Below are 22,641 nucleotides of genomic sequence, written 5' to 3'. Positions count from 1 at the left end.
CTGTTTGAAAAATATCTGCCCTACTGTGGTCACAGTAAATTGAAGATATTTTTCAAACAGCCCCTTAGACTGACTGGCTCTGATGGCCAAAATTGTTGACTGCCTGACAGAACGCCCCTTCTGCCATCACTCCGGAAGCTAATTGTTGTTAGCGCCGTTCTTCCAGAGTGTTTTTAAACCGTCTTTTTTAAATTCGCATCTATATTCACAAAAAATGCAAATATATTCAATATTTTTGCAACTCTATCCAGAGTTTCAGAACTCATGCCCAAGAAAATTCATCACTGCTTTTCCCTGCGCATAAGACAAGGGGTCGACCATTTTACACGGCCGACCCCTTAATCACAAATGAATAAAAAGAACAATAAGTACTACTGTCTAACAGATGCAAACATCGCGCAGCATTTGTTCAAACACATCCGTATCAAACCCATTAGTCACTACAGCTTCACCAACAGATTCCAATAGAACCAGTCGTAGACGACCATCCAAAACTTTCTTATCAACGATCATCAGCTCTTTAAACTGCTCTGGTGTCATGCCTTGTGGAGGAGTAACAGGTAGACCAGCCTGCTCCAACAATTCTGTCAGCTCCGCAACTTCAGCTTCAGTGATACTACCAAGACGGCATGACAGCTCTGCAGCCATCACCATTCCAGCAGCAACCGCTTCACCATGAAGCCATTCGCCATAGCCCATTTGGGTTTCTATAGCATGACCAAAAGTATGACCCAGATTAAGAATGGCACGAATACCTGACTCTGTTTCGTCCTGAGCAACTACTTTGGCTTTATCAAGACAGGAACGATGAATCGCATAGGTCAACGCCTCGTCTTTTCTGGCCATAAGATCAGCCATATTCGCTTTCAGCCAGCCATAGAATTCCAGATCACAAATCAAACCATACTTGATAACTTCAGCCATACCTGCAGAGAACTCTCTATCAGGCAGAGTTTTCAAAGTATCGGTATCTATTAAAACGACATTGGGCTGATGAAAGGCACCGATCATATTCTTGCCCAAAGCGTGATTAACGCCAGTTTTGCCACCAACCGATGAATCTACCTGAGATAATAGGGTTGTCGGCATCTGAATAAAGTCGACACCACGCTGATAGCAAGATGCAGCAAAGCCTGTCATATCACCAACAACACCTCCACCGAGAGCAATTAACGTTGTTTTTCTTGTGTGACGGGATTCGAGCAATTCATCAAAGATGGCATTCAAAGTATCGAGGTTTTTAAACGCTTCACCATCTGGAAGAATGGCCTCTGTAAAGTCATGATCTGAAAGCAGATCACGTACTCTCTGAAGATAGATAGGTGCAACCGTACTGTTAGTAACTACAGCAACCTGCCTGCCCTTGATATAAGGCAACAGGTAGTCCGGCGCACTACCAGAGGCGTATAACCCGGTTCCAATGAAAATGGGATAACTTCTTTCGCCCAGATCAACATTCAGGGTCAGCATCAAACACCTCTTCTGCTTTCAACAGCTTTTTTTATTTCCTGAATCACCGCTTTAGGCGACAATCTTTCTGTATCCAGCGAAAGATCAGCTATGCCCGTGTAAAAAGGTTCCCTCTCAATTAAGAGATTGGCTAGCACCTGTTTTCGATCAGGTCGCTGAAGCAGCGGCCTGCGTTTATCTTTTTCTGTTCTGGCCAATTGTGTTTTCACAGAAGCCTGAAGAAAAACGACGAAACCATGGGTACCAAGCTGCTGCCGGTTCTCCAACCGGGTGACAACGCCACCACCGGTAGCCAGAACAACTCCCTTCATACTACAAAGCTCTTCTATTACCTGAATTTCCCGCTGACGAAAACCCTCTTCGCCCTCGACATCAAAAATCCAGGGGATATCAGCTCCACTGCGTGCTTCCACTTCATGATCGGAATCATAAAACGGAAGTCCTAGCTCTTTGGCCAGCATTCTGCCAATAGTGCTTTTTCCGGCCCCCATAGGACCCACTAGGTAAATATTTGTTAATGGCATTGCCTTTGTTAGCCTGACTTCCTGCCTGTATGTGCCGAGCGTAGCGCATGTTACAACTTGCTGACAATACTCATTGAAGATATTACGAGGATAAAGAAACGGGAGCCTGAAGGCTCCCGTCGAATGGACTACTAAAACAAACCTCTAAATAGCTTAAGAAGTTACCTTAGTGTTACCTGCTCATTAATAACTCTTGGGGTAATAAAGATCATCAACTCTGTCTTAACATCGGAGTGTGTATCCTTCCTGAACAAGCGACCTAAGTAAGGCACATCACCCAAAACCGGCACCTTTACTTCACCATTCTTCTTCACCTGAGTGAATACCCCACCAAGAACAACTGTTTCACCATCCTTCACAAGAACCTGAGTATTCACCTCATTCTTGTTAATAGTAGGTACACCGTTTGGAGCATCGGCCCCCTGAGAGTCGTTAGTCACCTTCACTTCCATGATGATGCTGCCCTCAGGCGTAATCTGTGGCGTAACTTCCAGAGAAAGTACCGCATCCTTAAACGCTACAGAAGTCGCACCACTGGATGTTTTCTCTTCGTAAGGAATCTCCTTACCAGACTTAATAACCGCCTTGGTTTTATCCGCAGTGATTACTTTAGGCTGAGAAATTGTCTCACCACCGCCATCAGACAGGATTGCTGACAACTCCAGATTCAGAAGAGATGAGTTAGACGCAAAACCAATAGCCAGAGAAGCGGCATTCGCACCACTTGCTCCATAATCAATAAACGGAGAACCATTAGTGATCTGGGTAACCGGAGAACCATCCTGAATAACAGCCTCTGTACCTTTACCACCAAAGGCGAGGCCTTTGCCGTTATCTCCAAACTGCTTCGCGCCACTCCACTTAACACCAAGCTCTTTGGTGAAGTTGGAATCAACGTTAACAATTCGGGCTTCAATCATTACCTGTTTAACGGGAATATCCAGACGCTGGATCAGAGCACGAATTTCATCAAGCTTCTGCTGAGTATCCTTAATCAACAGGCTATTAGTACGATCAACTACCTGTACTGAACCACGATCAGTTAACAGTGTCGTATCTTCCTCGCCACCACCACCAAGTACGGCAGCAATTTCAGCAGCATCGGCATAATTGATCTGAATCAGATCAGTATAAACCGGAGCTAGCTCACGAATCTGTTTATCGTTTTCAAGCTGCTGGCGCTCACGAATAGCAATTTCTTCCGCTGGAGCAACCGTCAAAACATTACCTTCAAGGCGTTTATCCAAACCTTTGGATTTCAGCACAATATCCAGAGCCTGATCCCATGGTACATTCTGAAGACGCAGCGTTACGTTACCGCTAACAGTGTCAGAAGCGACAAGGTTCAAATCAGTAAAGTCAGCAATCAACTGAAGTACTGCCCGAACTTCAATATCCTGGAAGTTTAGAGAGAGCTTGTCTCCCTTATAAGCCAAACCTTTTCGGCCACGAGCATAGTCATGCTCCGAAACCGGCTTAACACTCACTGTCAGCGTATTATCAGTCTGATAAGCAAGGTGCTCATAGCTACCAGTTGGCTCGATAACAATAACTGAATTACCGTCTTCTACCTTGGCATCGATAAATTTGACCGGCGTTGCGAAATCGACAACATCCAAACGATTCCTCAGGCGCCCTGGAAGAACATTACCCTGAAACTCTAGGCGAATACGGCCACCCAGCTCATTCATATCCATCGGGATATTTGGGTTCGCCAGAGTAATGACGACATTACCCTCGCCTTCATCACCACGCTTAAAATCAATATGAGTAATGCCTGCACCACCAGGTTCAGCCAGTGGCGCACCCGAACCTGCAATACTTGGCAAAGGCGCTTTAGCATTAGAACCTTCAGCACCTACATAAACATAAAGCACATTACCATCGGTCTTGGTGGTATAGCCGGAAGCCGTCTTAAGGTTCACAACCAGACGAGTACGCTCTCCCGCTTCAAGCACTGTCACACTCTCGGTATTCTCAAAACCCACTTCGTTATATTTGGGCAGAGAACTACGAGTAAAAGGCAGGTCAAGTGAGATTCGAGGTGGCTGTTCAATGGTATATCCTTTCGCCTGTGGCGCAGGACCATCGAACATCAGACGCAGTTCAACAATATCACCCGGCAGTGTACCTGCATCGAGTTTTTTAAGCGTCACCCCCCACGCAGACAGCGGCAACCATGCCAACAACGTATACAGTAACATCCGTACTGCGCTGGCCTTCAACACGGGTTTGTTGTTCATTTACTTAACCCACTTAACTTATTCAGAGTTGTTGTTCTAATCGGCATAACAACCAAAAGATTCAATTTTTGCACAGCGATGATGCCTGCCAGACCTATAAATGGGAAGTCCGTTTCATGACAGAGCGACAACATCCTTATTAAGTGAGACTGAACCAAAGTGATTCAGCCTACTCACTTCGCTCAGGGTTGACCAAGGTCAAGCCGCATAGTCCGAGGGCGTTCAATCCACACCTCTGACCCGGCTGGCACGATCTCAATGATGCGTAGCTCACTGTCATCGATATAGGTAATACGACCATGGTTCTTGCCAAGGTAATCTCCCACCTTGACCCGATGAATACCATCCGTTCCCTTGACCAGACCCCAAAGGCCATCGTCATTACTGATGGAACCCACCATGGCGAACACTTCTATATCGAACTGCTCCAGATACTGCTTCACACGCCCCTCATCAGGGCGAACATTGCTATTAAACTCCCGATCCGAAGACTTGATTTTAATCGGTGGTTCAAACGGACTTCTCAGCCCGGATGCCCGATAAGCAAAAGCTTCATAGGGAGTGAAAATCGGCAGAGGCTCAATTCTGCCAGAGGGTTTAGCTTTAATCTCCGCCATATACTGATCAAGATCAGAGTAACCGCTGCTCCCAGTGAAACAGCCGGAGAGTAAAAGCGCAGAGATGGGAACGAGAAGTCTGTTCAACTTAATCATTAATCAGACTCCTTGTCGTTGTAACGATAGGTTCTCGCCAGAATTTCCATTTTCAGGATCTGACCATTACCGGAAGGAGTAATAGCAAAGTCATGCAAGGTCACAATTCGAGGTAGACTGGCAACTCCACTGACGAATGCACCAAGATCGTGATAGTTGCCACTGACGACAATGCTTATTGGCAACTCAATATAAAACTCGGTAATTTTCTCTGGCTGCAGTTTGATATTTTCAAACGTCAAACCAGCACCGCGCCCCGTAAAGGTTATGTCTTCCAACAGACCTGGCACTTCAGTATCACTGGGCAACTGTTTTACCAGAGCACCGAAAGACGCTTCCATTTCCTTCATCTGATTCCGGTAAGAAGCGAGGTTCGCCGCTTGAAACGCCTTAACCTGAAACTGGCGCTTTAACTCGACTTCCTGAGCAGTAACACGGTCATAGCTGGTCTGAAGATTACTCAGATGCAACTGATAACCAAGGAACATTACAACTGCCAGAGTTAGAATACAGGCAATAATTCGAACAGGAAGTGGCCAGGCACCGACGTTTTCAAGGTCAAGCTCTGACAGATCCATCTCATTCAGTTTTTTCAGAGAGTCAGCCAAGCTCATGACTCATCCTCCTCTCCGACATCCGGCGACGTTCTGACCACAGTCAGATCAAACTCATTCATCCTTTCACCAGCAAAGCTGATCTTCTTGACCGCAGTAAGGTTGGGGTCAGTAAACCATTCGGAAGAGTCAAAATTACGCATCAGGCTGGAAATACGATTATTGGATTCAGCAATACCAACAAGAGTCAGTTGATCACCATCCAGCTTCAGCTTCTTAAAGTGCACACCGTCAGGAACCACTCGAGCAAGCTGATCAAACACCCGCACGATAATAGGTCGGTTACCCTGGAGACTCTGGATAACTTCCATACGTTCAAGCAACTGAGAGCGTTTTTCTTTCAGCTTTTTGATTTCGGAAATACTTTTATCCAGCAGAGTAATCTTGTTTTGCAGATATTGATTTCGACCCTGCTGCTGACTGATCGCATTACTGACCATCATGTCAGCCAGGAATATCAACGCACCACCCAAAAGGATGGTACCAATCCAGGCCGCAACAAAACGCTTCTTACGTTCTTCACGGAGCTCTTCACGCCAAGGTCTAAGGTTAATTCTTGCCATCAGTCAAAGCTCCTCATGGCCAGACCACAGGCAATCATCAACCCGGGAGCCTTGCTTGCCAGCAACTCGGAATCCACTTTATTGGAAGAAGACATCTCGGCAAAAGGGTCTGCCATTACTGCCTGAGTACCCAGCTTGTCCTGAATCAGTTCGACCAACCCCGGAATCGATGAAGTACCACCCGCCATAACGATGGCATCAACATCGTTGTACTGAGAAGAGGAGTAGAAAAACTGCAGGGAACGGGAAATCTGTTGAACGATGGCGTCTCTGAAAGGACCGAGAACCTCTGATTCATAATCGTCCGGCAGGCCACCTTCACATTTGGATTTTTCAGCTTCTTCCGGGCTAAGACCATAGCGACGCTGAATTTCATCAGTCAGCTGACGACCACCAAACAGCTGCTCACGGGTATAAATAGTTTGCCCATTACCCAGAACATTTAGAGAGGTATTGCTGGAGCCAATATCAATAACAGCAACCACCGGATCTTCTTCAGGCAGCTCCAGCTTATTGCTGACGAGCTCATAGGCTCGCTCCATGGTAAAAGCTTCTACATCAACAATCTTGGCGTTTAGTCCGCCCAAAGACAAAGCTTCTTCACAGATCTCAACATTATCCCTGCGACAGGCAGCCAGCAGAACCTCTGCCCGCTCCGGATTATTTTCCTTGAGACCAATGACTTCAAAGTCTATGGAAACTTCATCCAGTGCATAAGGAATATATTGATCTGCTTCAACGGCGATCTGAGTTTCCATCTCATCGTCGCTGAGAGAAGCATCCATCTCAATAATCTTGGTAATGACTGCTGAGCCGGATACAGCCACCGCAGCATTTTTTACGCTTGAACGCGAGCGGGAGAGTGCTTTATTGATAGCTTCTCCAACTGCTTCAGGTTCCTGAATATTGTTTTCAACCACGGCTCCAGCTGCGAGTTTCTCCTCAGCATAAGCTTCTACGCGGTACCCCCCACTGCTCTGACTTAATTCCAGTAGCTTTACTGATGTGGAGCTGATATCAATACCCAGAACAGCGTTTGTTTTATTCTTGAACAACCCAAACACGTATGCGATTCCTGCTCATTTGTTATAAATCCCCTATTTTTCATTAAATAACAGTCCGTTCAATTCCGCAATTACAGCAGGCATCTAGAGTCGTATTCTATTGCACAGGTCACGTTATTTATTACTCAACCCCTATTTTTCGCCAACTAACTGTCGTTTTATATTTGGAAAGGATCAGCCACGGTGGTTGTTGACATAAAGTGCCAACCTTACATCTGACACTGTGACTATTCTAGGGAAATCCACCATTTCCATTTATAATATCGCTTCTGTGTCATCAGGCTTTGCATACAGCAAGGCATTAAACCAGCCTGGAAGGCTGAACTGAATTCATCGGACCGGCAAAGAATGAAGCGATCGGCAAAACTATTAAAATTTTTCCTGTGGAGCGGATTTGCTTCCTTCAGCGGTTTGTTACTGGTTGCGGCCAGTGCCTTCCTGTACCTGAGCCCTTCTCTACCCGCGGTAGACTCTCTCAGGGATACCAATCTGCAGACACCTCTGCGCATTTACTCAAAAGACGAGTTGCTGATTGCTGAATTCGGTGAAAAACGCCGAACACCTGTACATTTTGATGACACGCCAGAAAAAATGGTGAAAGCCTTTATGGCGGCAGAAGACGATCGTTTCTATTACCATCCCGGTGTAGACATCGTCGGGTTGTTGCGTGCTGCTGTCCAACTGGTGTCAACCGGCCGTATTCAATCCGGTGGCAGTACGATCACCATGCAGGTTGCAAAAAACTTCTTTCTTAGCCATGAAAGAGTCTTCTCCAGAAAATTCAACGAGATTCTTCTGGCACTGCAGATTGAACAGGAACTGACCAAGAACGAGATTTTTGAGCTCTACCTCAACAAAATTTACCTGGGTAATCGCGCCTACGGCGTTGAAGCTGCCGCACAGGTTTATTACGGGAAGTCCATTGATGAACTGAGCCTTGCCCAACAGGCCATGATTGCAGGACTTCCGAAAGCACCTTCAAGATATAATCCAATCAATGACCCTGACCGCGCCCTGATTCGCCGTAACTGGATACTTGGTCGCATGCAGGAGCTGGGTTACATCAGAGATGACGAGTATCAAGAGGCGGTCAACGAACCGACTACTGCCAGCTATCACGGCACACCTATAGAACTGCAGGCTCCTTATATTGCTGAAATGGTTCGTCAGGAAATGGTCGAGCGGTTTGGCCCTGAAACCTATACCGAAGGTTTCAGGGTTTTCACCACTGTGGACAGTACTCTTCAAAAGGCTGCCAATGAGTCTGTTGCCAACGGCCTCTTTGCTTATACAGAGAAGCATGGTTACAAAGGCCCTATTCGCAACCTCAATGAAGAGAACGAGATCAGCGATGAAGATGAATCCTTTGCAGTCTGGCAAAAGGCTCTTAAGAAAGCACGCTCAGCAGGGCCATTGAAACCCGCTGTAGTTACTCTGGTAGAAGACCAGTCAGCCACTATTCTGATGAAGCAGAGTAAGGTCACCACTCTGGACTGGGACAATATTGAGTGGGCCAAGAAATACATCAATGTAAATGCCTTTGGCCATAACCCCAAGACTGCTACTGATGTATTGAAGGTTGGAGACCTTATCTGGGTGCGCCAGATGGAAGATGGCCGTTTTCGTTTGGCAGAGGAACCGGAAGCACAGTCTTCTCTTATTTCCATGAATCCGGAAAGCGGAGCCATTCTTGCACTACTGGGTGGTTTCAACTTTTACGACAGTATGTACAACCGCTCAACCCAGGCAGTTCGTCAGGCCGGATCATCTTTTAAACCTTTTGTTTATGCGTCTGCCCTGGATGATGGTTTAACTGCAGCCTCTATCATCAATGACGCTCCTGTTGTCTTTGATGATGAAGGACTGGAAGGCACCTGGCGTCCAAACAACGACAACATGAAATTCAACGGCCCAATGAGATTGCGAGAAGGCCTATACCGCTCCAGAAACCTGATCTCTATTCGCATTCTCAGGGAAGTCGGCATCAGTAAAGCGGTCAGCTTTATGGCCAGACTGGGACTGCCTGCTGAAGCCATTACTCAAAACCTGTCACTGGCTTTGGGCAATGTTGCCATGACACCGCTGGAAATGACGACTGGTTATGCAACCATAGCTAACGGCGGCTACAAGGTATCACCATACCTGATCAACAGAGTTGAAGTGCTTGATGAAACGGTTTTCAAATCTTCACCCGCAACCGTATGCAGGGAGTGTCTGAATAAAAAACTGAATGAAGACACTGAAAATTCAGAAAAACTGACAACTGAAGCTATCACCACTCCAGATGCAACAGACCTTCCAGAAGAGGTGATTGTTGCAGAAACAGTAACCCCCGCAGAGCTGGTAATGGATCCAAGGGTCAATTACATCATCAACGACATCATGCGCGATGTTATCTGGAAAGGAACGGGTAAACGTGCCCGTGCGCTGGAGCGACACGATATTGGCGGTAAAACCGGCACTACAAACGACAGCAAGGACGTATGGTTTATTGGCTTTAACCCCAAAGTACTGACCAGTGTCTGGGTCGGCATGGACAACAATACGACTTTGGGTAGATGGGAGTACGGTGGCAATACCGCTTTACCGATCTGGCTGAGCTATATGAAAGTAGCTCTGGACGGTATGCCTGAACAACGCCTGCCACAACCGGACGGCATTGAAACCGTGAAGATTGACCCTGAAACAGGTCAACTGGCCAATCAGGGTAACCCTAACGCTATCTTTGAACTGTTCAGAAAGGAGAATACGCCCAAAGCCGTCAGTCAGCCGAAGACTAACGGTGAAGATGGTACACCAGCCTTTAAACCTGAAGATCTGTTCTAAAACCATCGGGCAAAAAAACCGCTGACTCATTTGAGCAGCGGTTTTTTATCACTGAAAACCGTAACTTTAAATATCAGACACAGAGTTCAGCGGGTAGTTTGCAGGATAAGATAGTCTTGCAACTCCGGTCTCTACTGCAGCTTTTGCTACCGCAGCGGAAACAATACCCAGCAAACGAGGATCCGTTGGCTTTGGAATGATGTAGTCCGGGCCATACTTCAGCTCAATACCTTCATAGGCATCCACCACTTCCTGAACAACCTCTTCCTTGGCCAGTTCACGAATAGCGTGAACCGCAGCAATTTTCATTTCTTCGTTAATACGGCTGGCACGAACATCCAGTGCACCACGAAAGATAAACGGAAAGCCGAGTACGTTATTCACCTGGTTGGGGAAATCGGAACGACCAGTAGCCATAATAACATCAGGGCGAACTTCATTAGCCAGCTCAGGACGAATTTCCGGATCAGGGTTTGCGCAGGCAAAAACAATAGGCTGCTCAGCCATTTTAGCCAGCTGATCTCCTGACAAAAGATCCGAGCCAGACAAACCGAGAAACGCATCAGCGCCATCAATAGCATCATCCAGCGTACGACAATCAGTTTCTACTGAAAAGTCAGCTTTATACTGGTTCAGGTCAGTACGACCAGTATGAATAACACCTTTGCTGTCCAGCATAAGAATGTTCGCTGGGGTCATTCCACAACTGATCAAGAGTTTCACACAGGAAATAGCAGCAGAGCCTGCTCCCAGACATACCAAACGAGCATCTTCAATTTTCTTACCGGCAATATCCAGTGCGTTCAACATGCCTGCAGCAGTAACAATAGCTGTACCATGCTGGTCATCATGAAAGACCGGAATATCACACGCTTCAATCAGCCGTTTTTCAATCTCGAAGCACTCAGGGGCTTTAATATCTTCCAGATTGATACCACCAAAACTGCAGGCGATACGCTTTACAGTATCAATAAAATCCTGCGGGCTTTCGGTATCCACTTCAATATCAATGGAATCAACACCAGCAAAACGTTTAAACAACAGTGACTTGCCTTCCATTACCGGCTTACTGGCCAGCGCACCCAGGTTGCCCAGGCCAAGAATAGCGGTACCGTTACTGATAACGGCTACAAGGTTACCCTTAGCCGTGTATTTGTAGGCGTTGTCTTTATCAGCAGCAATCTCACGCACCGGCTCTGCCACACCAGGACTGTAGGCCAGAGCCAGATCTCTCGCTGTCTCTGCCGGAGTCGTTAACTCAATAGAAATTTTGCCTGGCTTGGGATTGGCATGATAATCCAGTGCGGCTTGTCTCATATCCTTGTACTTTCTAACCTTGAAAAATAAAGATGTGAAGGGAATAGTAGCTATGGAGAATATAGGAAGGGTAATTCAGTAACAAGAACCCCAACCCATATTAAAGTACATCTACACACAACAACGACACGAATTACCCAATGCCGAATTTATTTGAAGAAGAGCGCAGAAAAACAGCAACACTTAATTACATGCGCTTTAAGGCGGTTACAGTCTTTTGATTGCATCAATGCTGTAGACATTGACGACCCAGGGCTTTTGATGTGTTTTTAATGTCGTTTTTTTCCGTCGATCCACCAGCCAACCTCTCACCTCTACTTTTTGGCCTTTAAGTGATTTCAGCCAGGCTTTGCTTACCCGCTCTTTATCCAGCCGAATAACCAGTGGACCATCAAATTCTAACCAGATTGACTGACCTGATTTAGGGCGGTAAATGTTAGATATATAACCACGTACAACCTGAAAGCCGGATTTCAGCCTGTCTGCTCTGACATCCAGTAGTTGCCATTTTTTCCAGACCCCCAATCCCTTTTCTCTGGCTTTCTTTTCCAACTCAGACCAGCAGAACTGATAAGGGTTTCTATTTTCACTGAATACCTGGAAAGCCAACCCCTGCTCAAGCAAGAGGCTGTTAATTGAAGTACCGTCTGGTAGAAAAGGAGAAGCCAAAAGTCGGCCATAATGATCATAAGGTCGTTCAGCAATCTCGAGAAGAAGATAGGGAGAAGGTGAAAGCAACTTCTTTAGTGTGGAGTGAGCCTGATCACCCCGCGGCTCAGCAGCCCGATCTTTATGAGCAATTTCAGGCGTATTAATTCCGGCAAAGCGAACCTTACGTCCATCTTTCAGCCAGACTGTGTCGCCATCAGCGACATAATCCCACTCCACCTTTTCAGCATTACCCTGAAGAGAGCACTCAGTTGCAAATAGAAAGGGGCAAAATATCGAGACAATAAAAAAGACGCTTACCTCTCGGTATAGCGCCTTTTTCAGAAATATGTTTCCTGCTATTTGCATAGCGGGATAAAACATATTTACTTGCGAGCACCCAGCTTGCCGAAACGCTTGTTGAAGCGTTCGATACGACCACCGGTGTCCATAACCTTCTGAGTGCCGGTGTAGAATGGGTGGCACTTAGAGCAAACTTCAATGTGCAGAGGCTTGCACAGAGTAGAGCGAGTTTCGATCTTGTTGCCGCAAGAGCAGGTTACTTCGATCGCGTCGTAGTTCGGATGGATTTCCGGCTTCATTTGGATTCACCTTATATAACTACACGCCGCCACCAGATCCTACCATTACTGGCAACCAGATCAGGCACCGCGTGAAATATAGCCACCACCAGACTATAGCTAAATGCTACCTGATCATGACCCTGAAAATTGATGCGGAATCATACCAGAGTATCCCAGTCAAGCAAACATCGGGATGTTACTAGGGCTACAGTACCTTTATCGCAGCCCCCACCTCTAACCGTTTATCCCTTGCAGCCTCTCGGGTTACACTGGTCAGGCTTATCAGTCTTTCGGATTTCCCAGCCTCCATGACCACCAGTGAAGAGACCATTCTCAGTGTTGCCATCCCTTCTCCTCTGAGACGGATGTTTGACTATCTACCACCAGCAGAATGTCATGACACGCTTGAATCTGGAATGAGAGTACAGGTTACTTTTGGTCGTCGAAAAGTTACCGGTATCATTGAGGCCATCAAATATGAAACTGACTGCCCCCGCGAAAAGCTGAAAAGTGCAGATAACCTTCTTGAACCCTACCAGCTTCTACCTGATGACATCATGAAGCTCTGTCGCTGGGCTGCCAGTTATTACCACTACAGTCTGGGCGAAACTTTTTCACAAGCGCTACCAAAAGCTTTGAGACAAGGAAAGCCTGCCTCTCAAGGCAGCGTCACCAGCTGGCGATGCATTGTCGAACTGGATACTGTACTAAAAGCCTCACTGAAAAGAGCCAGAAAACAGCTAGCTGCAATGGAATGGCTCCAACTTTACCCGGAAGGCGTCTCCGAACCAGAGTTAAAGGAAGCCGGGTTCAGCAAAAGCATATTGAGTCAGCTGGAAAAGAAACGACTGATTCAATCACAACAGGTCGAGATAACAGACCGGCCTTTTTATGAACTGAAAAACAAGATTCGTCAGTCTCACCTCAAGCTCAATGAAGAACAACAGTTTGCTCTCAATGAAATCAATGAGACACCTACATTTAACTCTGTTCTTCTTGATGGCATTACCGGTAGTGGTAAAACTGAAGTGTACCTGCAGGCTATTGCAAAAACTCTGGAAGCCGGTAAGCAAGCCCTGGTTCTGGTTCCCGAAATTGGTCTGACACCACAGACCGTTCGCCGCTTCCGCAGTCGTTTTGGTGTTCCCGTTGCCTGCCTGCACTCAGGGCTGAGTGATAGTGAGCGCTTGCAAGGCTGGCTGGCTGCCAGCAGAGAAAATGCAGGGGTTCTCATTGCAACCCGGTCAGGCATTTTTACGCCCCTGCCAAAGCTGGGTTTGATCATTGTTGACGAAGAGCATGACAACTCTTACAAACAACAGGACACACTCCGGTATAACGCCCGTGATCTGGCCATTTACCGTGCCAAACTGGCTAACTGTCCAGTAATTCTGGGTTCAGCAACACCGTCATTAGAAACACTGAGCAATGCTCAATCAGGAAAATACCTGCATCTGAAATTAAGGCAACGAGCAGGAAACGCCAAACCACCAGCCATTGAATTGCTGGACCTAAGGCAGCAGGCACTGCAGGAAGGTTTTGCTCATACCTTGATAGAGCAGATGCAGACAACGCTTCTGCGCGACGAACAGGTTATGGTCTTTCTTAACCGAAGAGGCTATGCGCCCTCACTGATCTGTAATGACTGTGGAGAAATTTCAGACTGCCCTCACTGTGATGCCCACCTAACACTGCACCGTCAGCCTGCTCATATGCACTGTCATCACTGTGATTATCAGATGGCCATTCCCTGGACCTGCAGTAATTGCAATGGTCGCAAGCTGCAGCCTTCCGGTCAGGGAACAGAGCGTTGCGAACAAACCCTTGAGCAACTGTTTCCAGACTTTCCTGTTATTCGGATTGATCGTGATTCAACCCGAAAGAAAAACGCACTCCATGAGATTCTGGAAGTGATCAATGAAGGTGAACCTTCTATCCTGCTGGGCACCCAGATGCTGGCAAAGGGGCATCATTTCCCTAATGTCACACTGGTTGCCATTTTGAATGCTGATTCCGGGTTGTTCAGCTCGGATTTTCGGGGACTGGAAAAAACAGGTCAATTGATTATGCAGGTTTCCGGTCGGGCAGGACGGGGCGATAAACCGGGTAAAGTGCTAATCCAAACCTACAACCCACAAAACCCTTCTTTGCAATTACTGGCCAGCAATAATTACCCGAAGTTTGCAGCCAGCCTTTTCAATGAACGACAACAGCTTAATCTTCCTCCTGTTGGTTATCTGGCTTTATTCAGAGCAGAAAGTGCGACAGCGGCTGAAGGAATTAACCTGTTAAAGTTACTCAGATCGACAGCAGAGCCGTTCCAGCAACAATTTTCCTCCGTCCGGGCTCTTGGCCCACTACCAGCACCGATGGAAAAACGTCAGGGGCGGTATAGGTATCAGTTGATGATTCACAGCTTACGTCGATCAGACCTGCACCGATTGCTCAGCGTTCTGATTCAACAACTGGACAGTGTAAAGTTACCCAGAACCCTTCGATGGAATCTGGATGTCGATCCTCAGGATATGACCTGACCGCAGCTCTTCCAGAGAATCTAAAGAATTCTCGCTATCGCCTGTATCTGACCACGCTGAAAGTTCTGCATGGCAGTACTTCTGGCAAAATCCAGATAGGCTCTGATTTCCTTGTCAGACAATCCACGATAGGTATAAAGAAAAGCACTGCGCATATGGTCATTCATGCCTTTGCGAATGGCTGACTTCTCTCTGGCTTTCTGTATCTGTGGTGGCCTTAATGGTCTACCGTCGTTAACAGGCATGACTTCATGAAGAATCCTTCTGGCTCCTACTGATGCACTAGCTGCCAGCTCTGTGCCCAGTTCAACAGCGTTAAGGGTTTCCATCAACTCTTCAATAAGTCTTATACGACTGGTCCTTGGCAATTCCCGAGTCAGTTTCTCTTCAATATACGCCTGCATTCTTAATGCGTTTCTCGGGTCATTGGCTTCCATTTCCAGACGCAAAACTTTCTGTCCCAGATTGGAGTTAAACCAGTCAATCAGCTTTAACAGTTCACCAATACTCAAAGCTTCATCTAGAGTCGCTTCCATTGAGGTTTTGAAAAGCTTCGGACTGTAGCGAACCTTCACCACCAGATTAACGGTATCAATGACTTTATCAGGCAGCTGATAGTTTCTCTGGTCCAGCGTCATACTGTTGAGAATCCAGCCCAACTGTCGTTCAAGTCGGGCATTCTCGTAGAGCTCTGTCAGCAACAGACCTTTATCTGCTGCCTGCAGTTGAAGAGGGCAAATAAGAAAAAAGAAAAGGGTCAGGTAATATCGAATTCCATGATACCTGATTGACCATAAGCTACGTGCATCCATACATTCAGCCATGATTTATTCAAATCAGTCAGTCAAAAGCGTTGCTTTCAACATACCTAAACCATGGTCAGTAGTAAAACATTCAGTATTGTGTGTAGACACACACAATCGAATATTCATAAGCTTTTTGCCCTCCAAAGGCTGGCAAAAAGCTTATGAATTGATCTACCTGAGCACGCAGTAAAGCTGTTAATCAAACAGCTTGCTGGTAATGGCCGTTACCGCTGTTTCAACACGAAGTATTCTTGAGCCGAGATGAATTCTCTCAAAGCCAGCCTCTTCCAGCTTTTCCACTTCATAAGGAATAAAACCACCTTCAGGGCCAATGGCCAGAACCACTTCTTCTTCAATCTGGTGCGGACATTGACTGCCGCCAACCGGGTGAGCAACCAACCCACGCTTCCCTTCCATTAACTCAGGCAAACGATCTTCCACAAAGGGCTTGAATCGTTTTTCCAGAATGACCTCAGGCAGTAAAGTATCTCTCGCCTGCTCCAGCCCTAGAATAAGCTGTTCATGGATTTTTTCTTCAGACAACCAGGGTGACTGCCAGAAGCTTTTTTCTACCCGGTAACTATTTAATAGAATGATTTTTTTGGCACCCAGTGTCGCCAGATGCTGCAGACTTCTTTTCAACATCTTGGGCCGTGGAAGTGCTAGCAGAACAGTGAGAGACAGAGGTTTGGGTGGCTGTTCAGTCAGAGTGATATCCAGCTCCAGAGCCTCTTCAGTCAGAGAGGTAATAATACCTTCACCCATTCTGTCATTAACCAGCCCCACTCTCAGCGTATCCCCCTCCTGAGCACGGTGAACGTCCAGAACATGCTTTAGCGCACGACCAGTCAGTCTGACACTATTTTCAGAGATAAAGTCGGAAGGGTTAAGAAGGAGAAGGTTCATGGGCTGACCTGTTACGCATAGAAGCTGCGTTATTCTCCTGAATCATCGATAGAACGCAAGCTCCGTGGCTGGTCTGTACTGTTCAATGAAAGCATCTCATCATCAGAATCAATCTCTTCATGGGCCACCATTGTCTCTTCGTAGGCAGCTAGAAGACTTGCCTGATATTTTTTCGGTGCAATCTGGGTAACAAGCTCAGGTACTTTTTGACAGGCGTCTGCAGAAATTACAGCACTGAATAGTCTTTTTATATCGGAAAGATCATCGACATCACTGCCTGAAACATCGTCACCCAGAGACAGCATCAGCTGCCTGAGATCTCCCAGATAATCTCTGCGAACAGGATCTATCTGAGCACACTTACTGAAAAACTGATGACCCACAATGTCACCCGTCTCCATATTTTCAAACTCGGGTATAGGTGTACTTTCTTTGATATAGCTGGCCAGTCTTTCTGAAAGCAGGGATAACTGAGCCAAATCTACTTCGTAGAGAAGTATTGATACAAAGTCATCAGTATCCAACCCTTCTGACAATGCACTCAGAAGCTTTAGTTCCCAAGGGCTGTGCTCTCTACCATCTTCTGAAGCGCTCTTAAGCTGTTCCCTCAGCGACAAATATAACTTCATTTTAACAGCTACTTTTTCCTTACTGACATTTCCACTACTTACACGGTCAGACAGCCTTATACCAAATTCATGATCCCTGAGCGCAAAGACTACTTTTTTCCTGATGGTCGACGGCAAGTCAGATACTGCGCGGTGTAGTTCAGGTAGGCCAATGGCAGAAAACACACTCTGCTTGATACCAGCAAGTACTGACTCATGGGTCAGCGGAAACTCTTTTTTGAGACTGTTTATATCCAGCAAATCAAACAATTCACTTTTCACATCCAGCAGAGCGAGCTGACCTTCAGTCACACTACTCCTGACACGCTCGCTACTGACACCTCGAGTTTCGGCCAGCCGATACCAGCCCTCTAATAGCTCTCGACTGCCAAACTCAGGCAAATAAGCTGAAGCTACATCAATCAGATCATCTTCTGTTTTTGCCTCCAGCCAGGCTTTAAGGGCTTTCTGCTCATAAGCCGTATAATCTTTCAGGTGACCTGGTTTGTTCTTGCCTGTAACTGCCTTACCAAGGTTCAGCCTCAACCACTCATAACCCGCACAATAGAGTTTGTTAAAACCGTCCGTTGTTTTAACTTCTGCATCACTACCACACTGCCCGACCAGTTGAGGCTTCATATCAAAATCATTGCAGAGCTCATTAAACTTGATTGTCAGATAGGGAAAAGCGGGATCAGTGCTGACTTGTTGCAATCGACTATAAACATCCTGCACAGATGTTAAATCATCAAAGCCGAGTATCAGACTGTTATGGAAAGCAAATCGTCTGTCATTGAGCTCGCCTGCTTCATCAGGATCCTGAAATCTCAGAGATTCCATATCCATATAGATATTACGAACTTCTTCTTTAAAACGGGTCTTGATGGCCTTCATTTCCGAAAAAGGATGACTGGACTCTTTGCAATAAAGGTAATAATCACGGGAGTTCTCACCAAACTGCTGTATCACAAGACTGCGTTCATTCTCCTGGCGGGCAGCGACACGTCTTTGATAAATCTGTTTGGAAAACGTAATGGGAGAACTAAGCGCACGCCAGACTTTGACAGGAATAATGGCTATCGCCACCTTTCTCAGGAAAGCAGTAGGTTTACTGATCGACAATAAAGCAGCTTTGCCGAGGCTTATTGCTGCGGTCTTCAGCTGTTGGGCGATAGAGTTATTATCAGGTCCAGTAGGTATTGCCATAATCAGCCAAGTGTTCATCCCTTCTCTCAATAACGATAGCAGGGATAAATACCTGACTGCTGGCTGGCCTTTCAGGAGGCGCTGGCTTATTCAGCTTTTTTTTCTTTGATCGTGTCTTCAGAGGCTTTGAGAGGATCAACTCGATCCAGAGGTGAGTTCAGGGATTCCAGAGACTCATTCACCTGACTTCTGGTTTTTTCCAGATCTTTCAGCACCTGCTCGTTATGAATCTGGCGTTTGATGCCATCCACATCCAGCTCTTTCTCCAGCTCTTCCTTGGCGGATTGAAAACTGCGTCGAATTTTTCCCACCCAGTACGCCGTTGTCCGAATAGCACCAGGCAGCCTTTCAGGTCCCAATACAACCAGGGCAATAACAGCAATCACCAGCAGCTCAAAAAAGCCTATATCAAACACCGCAACTCCGAATCAGCATTTAAGTGGTAGACGCACTTAAGCGAGTATTAAATTTCCACTTGCCCGAAAATCCGGGCAAATGGCTTTTAAATTCGTATGTCTGGTTACTTTTAAACAGCAACGCAGCAAACTGGTTCAGGCTTGACGGGACTTGTCTTCCTGCTTTTCCTGAACCTGTTCTTTGCTTTCAGTACCAACGGCTTTCTGCTCATCTTCAGGATTCAACGCTTTCTTGAAACCTTTAACGGCACCACCAAGGTCTCCACCCAGGCCTCTCAGCTTTTTGGTACCAAACAGCATGACAATGATCAGCAAAACGATCAGCAGCTGCCAGATACTAATGCCTCCAAAACCCATAATAAGCCCTTCCTGTTAATTTAAATCCGGCTACAACCTAGTGTTTATAGTCGTTTCTGCAGCTTTTGACGAATCTGCGCGCACATCAGTGCTATCAAGAGCACAATCTCGTAAAACTATACCGAAGCGCAAGAGCACGAAAAATGACTTTCATCATGACATGATGAAATAATGCTCACTTCTCCCTGCTTGCCTTTTCTTCGATGCCAGACAATCCAAAGCGACGCTCAAGCTCTGACAATACATCGGTATGACTGAGTCCAAGGTGAGACAACATGACCAACGTATGAAACCAGAGATCTGCCGTTTCATACACCAGATCATCTTTCTTACCGGTATGCTCGGCATCTTTGGCAGCAATCAGTGTTTCAGCGGACTCTTCGCCCACTTTTTTCAGAATCTTATCAAGCCCTGAATGATAAAGGCTGGCTACATAAGAGGAACCCGGATCAGCTTTTCTGCGCTCTTCAAGAACAGCTTCCAGTTGCTTTAACACGTCACTCATAAATATTCCTCCTTACTGGCTGTTACCGTAAATGGCACCAGGGTCTTTGATCACTGCATCGGTTGACTGCCATTCACCCTGACTGTCCAGCTTTCGATAAAAGCAGGATTCCCGGCCAGTATGACAGGCAATACCACCCAACTGTTCCACTACCAGCAGCACCGAGTCGCCATCGCAGTCCAGTCTGAGTTCTTTCAACTTCTGCTGATGCCCGGAAGACTCACCTTTGCGCCAGAGTTTGCCTCTGGAGCGTGACCAATACACAGCCTGTTGCTCCTGAGCCGTCAGCAACATGGATTCACGGTTCATCCAGGCCTGCATCAGGATTTTTCCGGTTTTATGATCCTGAGCAATAGCCGCTACCAGACCATCACTGTTCCACTTGATTTCATCCAGCCAGCTTTCAGAACTCATACTCACACCTTTAAGCCTGATTTTTCTTTTTATTAAGAATATTTTCGAGCATGAAGTGGCTGCTAGACAGCCACTCTACTTTTACCATTTACTTTTTTATCAGTCACTTTCTGGCCAGAAACCATAGGCCAATACTGGCCATGGTTACCGCCTGCCAGTTTAACTGCTCAACCAGTTCAGGAGCCGCGACCAGAGCTACAGCACCAGCGACCAGAGCAATACCCAAGCCTTTCATTCGGCCTGCCTGTCGCTCTGATTTTTCCTGCATCTCCATCAATTTCTGTTGATGGCCGTGTAACTGACGAACACCATCAATGGCTTGTCTGGCCACCTGTGGAGCACTCAGTAACCAGTCAGGCGCATTGTCTTTAATAGAGCGGCCAATACCACAGGGGCTGACCTGATCGTTCATCCATTTTTCAAGGAATGGCTGAGCCGTTTCCCAAAGATCCAGCTCCGGATACAACTGCCGTCCAAGGCCTTCAACATTAAGCAAAGTCTTTTCCAACAGCACCAGCTGCGGCTGAACTTCCATTTCAAAACGGCGAGCAACCTGAAACAGACGAACCATGACATGACCAAAAGAGATATCCTTCAATGGTCGTTCAAAGATAGGTTCACACACTGTACGAATGGCTGCTTCAAATTCACCCACAGCGGTATCTGCAGGTACCCAGCCAGAATCCACATGAAGCTGAGCCACCTTACGATAATCACGTTTGAAGAAGGCCAGCAGGTTACAGGCCAGATAATACTGATCTTCCGGCTCCATAGTGCCGACAATGCCGCAGTCAATACCGATATATTTAGGCTCTGCCGGATTGCTGATATCGACAAAGATATTACCCGGATGCATATCAGCATGAAAAAAGCGATCACGGAAAACCTGAGTGAAGAAAATCTCAACACCTCTGGCTGCCAGCTTTTTCATATCAGTGCCAGCCGCTTTCAGCGATTCAATATCAGAAACCGGCAGACCGTATATACGCTCCATCACCATGACCGATTTACGGCAGTAGTCCCAGTGCACCTGAGGAATAAAGAGCTCTTCCGAGTTATGAAAATTTCTTCGCAGCTGAGAGGTATTAGCCGCTTCCCTGAGCAAATCCAGCTCATCAAGAATGGTCTTTTCATAATCTCTAACCACTTCTATTGGTCGCAGTCGCTTGGCTTCTCTGACCACAGTGATCAGTACACGGCTGAAGACATACATCAGTCGTATATCTTTGCGAATGACCTTTTCAATGCCTGGGCGAATAACCTTGGCAACCACTTCTTCGCCGGAGTGCAGCTTGGCACTGTGAACCTGAGCAATAGAAGCAGAAGCCATAGGCTCATGATCAAAGCGGGCAAAAAGTTCTCCTACCGGAGTACCCAGCTCTTTCTCAATAATGGCTACGGCTTGCTCGGCAGGAAAAGGTTCAACCTGATCCTGAAGCTTGGCCAGTTCGTTAGCCACATCATCAGGTAGCAAGTCTCTGCGGGTAGAGAGGATTTGGCCAAATTTGATAAAGATAGGACCTAGAGCTTCAAGACTTTTACGAAGCCTTACCGCTCTGGGAGCATCATTTTTTATAAAATAACGCCAGGGCAGAAGATAGATAAACAGCCGCCCAAAAAACGGCAGACGTTCAACATCAATCAGATTATCCAGTCGATAACGGGCTACCGCGCTGATAATTTTGAATAAGCGGGTTAACTGCAGCACCCTATTCTCCCGTTCCTTTTTCGCTGTTATTAATGGTTTGACCCAGGCGATTCACAGCCTGGCTCAATGATTCCACTTCCTGACTGAACGACGATAATTCAACCTGACTCGGGAGCAGTTTCAGTTCCTGTTGCAGATATTCAGCACTGGCTTCAACGCTTCGACTGCTGGTGTTTGCCAAAATACCGGACAGTGAGCGAATAGCTTCTGCAAGCCCATGACCAACGACAACACCAGTGTGCTGACAAAGAACCGCTTCCCAGTCCAGCTCCATATCTTTATGAGCTTTCTGCAACTGAGCCAGAAGTTTCTGATCTCCGGAAACCGTCAAACCTGATACCTCGGACCATTCAGCATTCCTCTGAGTAGCCAGAGCTACAAAAGAGCTGGCCTTTCCTTCAAAACGGGCATCCACAGAACCTTCATGCCAGCCAGCACAACGAACACCTAGATCATCAAGAACTATATAGCAGTGAAAATCCGGACTCTGCTGCACAACCTCAATGACAGCACCATCACACTGTTGCAGTCGTTTTTTAGTCACCGGATCCAGTTCAAGAGCTTCATTTATTCGAGTTTCAATAAAAGCCAGAAACGCTGTTTTGATCATCAACC

At 46.6% G+C, this 22,641-nt stretch carries 21 protein-coding genes; 2 read left to right on the top strand and 19 right to left on the bottom strand.

The annotated features are described in order from the left end of the window. Nucleotides 1–378: 378 nt before the first annotated feature. The 7 genes from aroB to EOPP23_RS03850 form a co-directional block, all read right to left on the bottom strand. The gene (gene aroB, locus EOPP23_RS03880) at nucleotides 379–1,470 is read right to left on the bottom strand and encodes a 3-dehydroquinate synthase (protein ID WP_153764653.1); all 1,092 of its coding nucleotides are present in this window, start codon (nucleotides 1,468–1,470) and stop codon (nucleotides 379–381) included. Then, on the bottom strand, nucleotides 1,470–1,994 hold the full coding sequence (aroK, locus tag EOPP23_RS03875) for a shikimate kinase AroK (RefSeq protein WP_153764652.1): 525 nt from the start codon (nucleotides 1,992–1,994) through the stop codon (nucleotides 1,470–1,472). Before aroK ends, aroB begins: the two co-directional genes overlap by 1 nt. Before the next feature lie 161 nt (nucleotides 1,995–2,155). Continuing rightward, nucleotides 2,156–4,237, bottom strand: coding sequence for a type IV pilus secretin PilQ (locus EOPP23_RS03870; RefSeq protein ID WP_153764651.1), 2,082 nt, complete (start codon nucleotides 4,235–4,237; stop codon nucleotides 2,156–2,158). A gap of 182 nt (nucleotides 4,238–4,419) precedes the next feature. Continuing rightward, complete coding sequence (locus EOPP23_RS03865; protein WP_153764650.1) at nucleotides 4,420–4,950, bottom strand: pilus assembly protein PilP; 531 nt, start codon at nucleotides 4,948–4,950, stop codon at nucleotides 4,420–4,422. Continuing rightward, a complete protein-coding gene (locus EOPP23_RS03860; RefSeq protein ID WP_153764649.1) occupies nucleotides 4,950–5,564 on the bottom strand; it encodes a type 4a pilus biogenesis protein PilO in 615 nt (204 codons plus the stop codon). Before EOPP23_RS03860 ends, EOPP23_RS03865 begins: the two co-directional genes overlap by 1 nt. Further along, on the bottom strand, nucleotides 5,561–6,127 hold the full coding sequence (locus EOPP23_RS03855; RefSeq protein ID WP_153764648.1) for a PilN domain-containing protein: 567 nt from the start codon (nucleotides 6,125–6,127) through the stop codon (nucleotides 5,561–5,563). The genes EOPP23_RS03860 and EOPP23_RS03855 overlap by 4 nt, the downstream gene beginning before the upstream one ends. Then, complete coding sequence (locus EOPP23_RS03850) at nucleotides 6,127–7,191, bottom strand: pilus assembly protein PilM (RefSeq protein ID WP_370514615.1); 1,065 nt, start codon at nucleotides 7,189–7,191, stop codon at nucleotides 6,127–6,129. Before EOPP23_RS03850 ends, EOPP23_RS03855 begins: the two co-directional genes overlap by 1 nt. A gap of 348 nt (nucleotides 7,192–7,539) precedes the next feature. Here EOPP23_RS03850 and EOPP23_RS03845 point away from each other — a divergent pair, with 348 nt between their 5' ends. After that, nucleotides 7,540–10,017, top strand: a complete 2,478-nt coding sequence (locus tag EOPP23_RS03845; protein WP_153764647.1) for a penicillin-binding protein 1A — start codon at nucleotides 7,540–7,542, stop codon at nucleotides 10,015–10,017. 66 nt (nucleotides 10,018–10,083) lie between these two features. On the opposite strand, the gene EOPP23_RS03840 is transcribed toward EOPP23_RS03845, so the two are convergent. From EOPP23_RS03840 to rpmE, 3 genes are all read right to left on the bottom strand, one after another. After that, the gene (locus tag EOPP23_RS03840) at nucleotides 10,084–11,334 is read right to left on the bottom strand and encodes a malic enzyme-like NAD(P)-binding protein (protein WP_153764646.1); all 1,251 of its coding nucleotides are present in this window, start codon (nucleotides 11,332–11,334) and stop codon (nucleotides 10,084–10,086) included. A 207-nt stretch (nucleotides 11,335–11,541) separates the two neighbouring features. Then, nucleotides 11,542–12,222, bottom strand: coding sequence for a thermonuclease family protein (locus EOPP23_RS03835; RefSeq protein ID WP_194842488.1), 681 nt, complete (start codon nucleotides 12,220–12,222; stop codon nucleotides 11,542–11,544). A 146-nt stretch (nucleotides 12,223–12,368) separates the two neighbouring features. Beyond that, the gene (gene rpmE / locus EOPP23_RS03830; RefSeq protein WP_153764644.1) at nucleotides 12,369–12,584 is read right to left on the bottom strand and encodes a 50S ribosomal protein L31; all 216 of its coding nucleotides are present in this window, start codon (nucleotides 12,582–12,584) and stop codon (nucleotides 12,369–12,371) included. Between the two features lie 290 nt (nucleotides 12,585–12,874). Here rpmE and EOPP23_RS03825 point away from each other — a divergent pair, with 290 nt between their 5' ends. Beyond that, on the top strand, nucleotides 12,875–15,100 hold the full coding sequence (locus EOPP23_RS03825; RefSeq protein ID WP_153764643.1) for a primosomal protein N': 2,226 nt from the start codon (nucleotides 12,875–12,877) through the stop codon (nucleotides 15,098–15,100). A 20-nt stretch (nucleotides 15,101–15,120) separates the two neighbouring features. Here the strand turns inward: EOPP23_RS03825 and EOPP23_RS03820 are convergent, their stop codons facing one another. From EOPP23_RS03820 to EOPP23_RS03780, 9 genes are all read right to left on the bottom strand, one after another. After that, the gene (locus EOPP23_RS03820) at nucleotides 15,121–15,912 is read right to left on the bottom strand and encodes a DUF2059 domain-containing protein (protein WP_194842487.1); all 792 of its coding nucleotides are present in this window, start codon (nucleotides 15,910–15,912) and stop codon (nucleotides 15,121–15,123) included. Between the two features lie 189 nt (nucleotides 15,913–16,101). Further along, nucleotides 16,102–16,812 carry a 16S rRNA (uracil(1498)-N(3))-methyltransferase gene (locus EOPP23_RS03815; RefSeq protein WP_153764641.1) on the bottom strand — a complete coding sequence of 237 codons (711 nt, stop codon included), beginning with the start codon at nucleotides 16,810–16,812 and terminating at the stop codon, nucleotides 16,102–16,104. A 29-nt stretch (nucleotides 16,813–16,841) separates the two neighbouring features. Then, complete coding sequence (locus EOPP23_RS03810; protein WP_153764640.1) at nucleotides 16,842–18,644, bottom strand: hypothetical protein; 1,803 nt, start codon at nucleotides 18,642–18,644, stop codon at nucleotides 16,842–16,844. A 68-nt stretch (nucleotides 18,645–18,712) separates the two neighbouring features. Continuing rightward, the gene (gene tatB, locus EOPP23_RS03805) at nucleotides 18,713–19,042 is read right to left on the bottom strand and encodes a Sec-independent protein translocase protein TatB (protein ID WP_370514614.1); all 330 of its coding nucleotides are present in this window, start codon (nucleotides 19,040–19,042) and stop codon (nucleotides 18,713–18,715) included. Between the two features lie 135 nt (nucleotides 19,043–19,177). Next, nucleotides 19,178–19,399: a twin-arginine translocase TatA/TatE family subunit gene (tatA, locus tag EOPP23_RS03800; protein WP_153764639.1), complete on the bottom strand. Its 222-nt coding sequence runs from the start codon at nucleotides 19,397–19,399 to the stop codon at nucleotides 19,178–19,180. A 175-nt stretch (nucleotides 19,400–19,574) separates the two neighbouring features. Further along, a complete protein-coding gene (locus EOPP23_RS03795) occupies nucleotides 19,575–19,904 on the bottom strand; it encodes a phosphoribosyl-ATP diphosphatase (protein WP_153764638.1) in 330 nt (109 codons plus the stop codon). A 12-nt stretch (nucleotides 19,905–19,916) separates the two neighbouring features. Continuing rightward, complete coding sequence (hisI, locus tag EOPP23_RS03790) at nucleotides 19,917–20,318, bottom strand: phosphoribosyl-AMP cyclohydrolase (protein ID WP_153764637.1); 402 nt, start codon at nucleotides 20,316–20,318, stop codon at nucleotides 19,917–19,919. A 103-nt stretch (nucleotides 20,319–20,421) separates the two neighbouring features. Further along, the gene (ubiB, locus tag EOPP23_RS03785; RefSeq protein WP_370514613.1) at nucleotides 20,422–22,026 is read right to left on the bottom strand and encodes a ubiquinone biosynthesis regulatory protein kinase UbiB; all 1,605 of its coding nucleotides are present in this window, start codon (nucleotides 22,024–22,026) and stop codon (nucleotides 20,422–20,424) included. 1 nt (nucleotide 22,027) lies between these two features. Beyond that, nucleotides 22,028–22,636 carry an SCP2 domain-containing protein gene (locus EOPP23_RS03780; RefSeq protein WP_153764636.1) on the bottom strand — a complete coding sequence of 203 codons (609 nt, stop codon included), beginning with the start codon at nucleotides 22,634–22,636 and terminating at the stop codon, nucleotides 22,028–22,030. Nucleotides 22,637–22,641: the final 5 nt, after the last annotated feature.

Origin of the sequence: Endozoicomonas sp. OPT23 (assembly GCF_009653635.1) — a bacterium.
Lineage (GTDB): Bacteria > Pseudomonadota > Gammaproteobacteria > Pseudomonadales > Endozoicomonadaceae > Endozoicomonas_A.
This window is presented reverse-complemented; position numbering and strand designations above follow the sequence as displayed.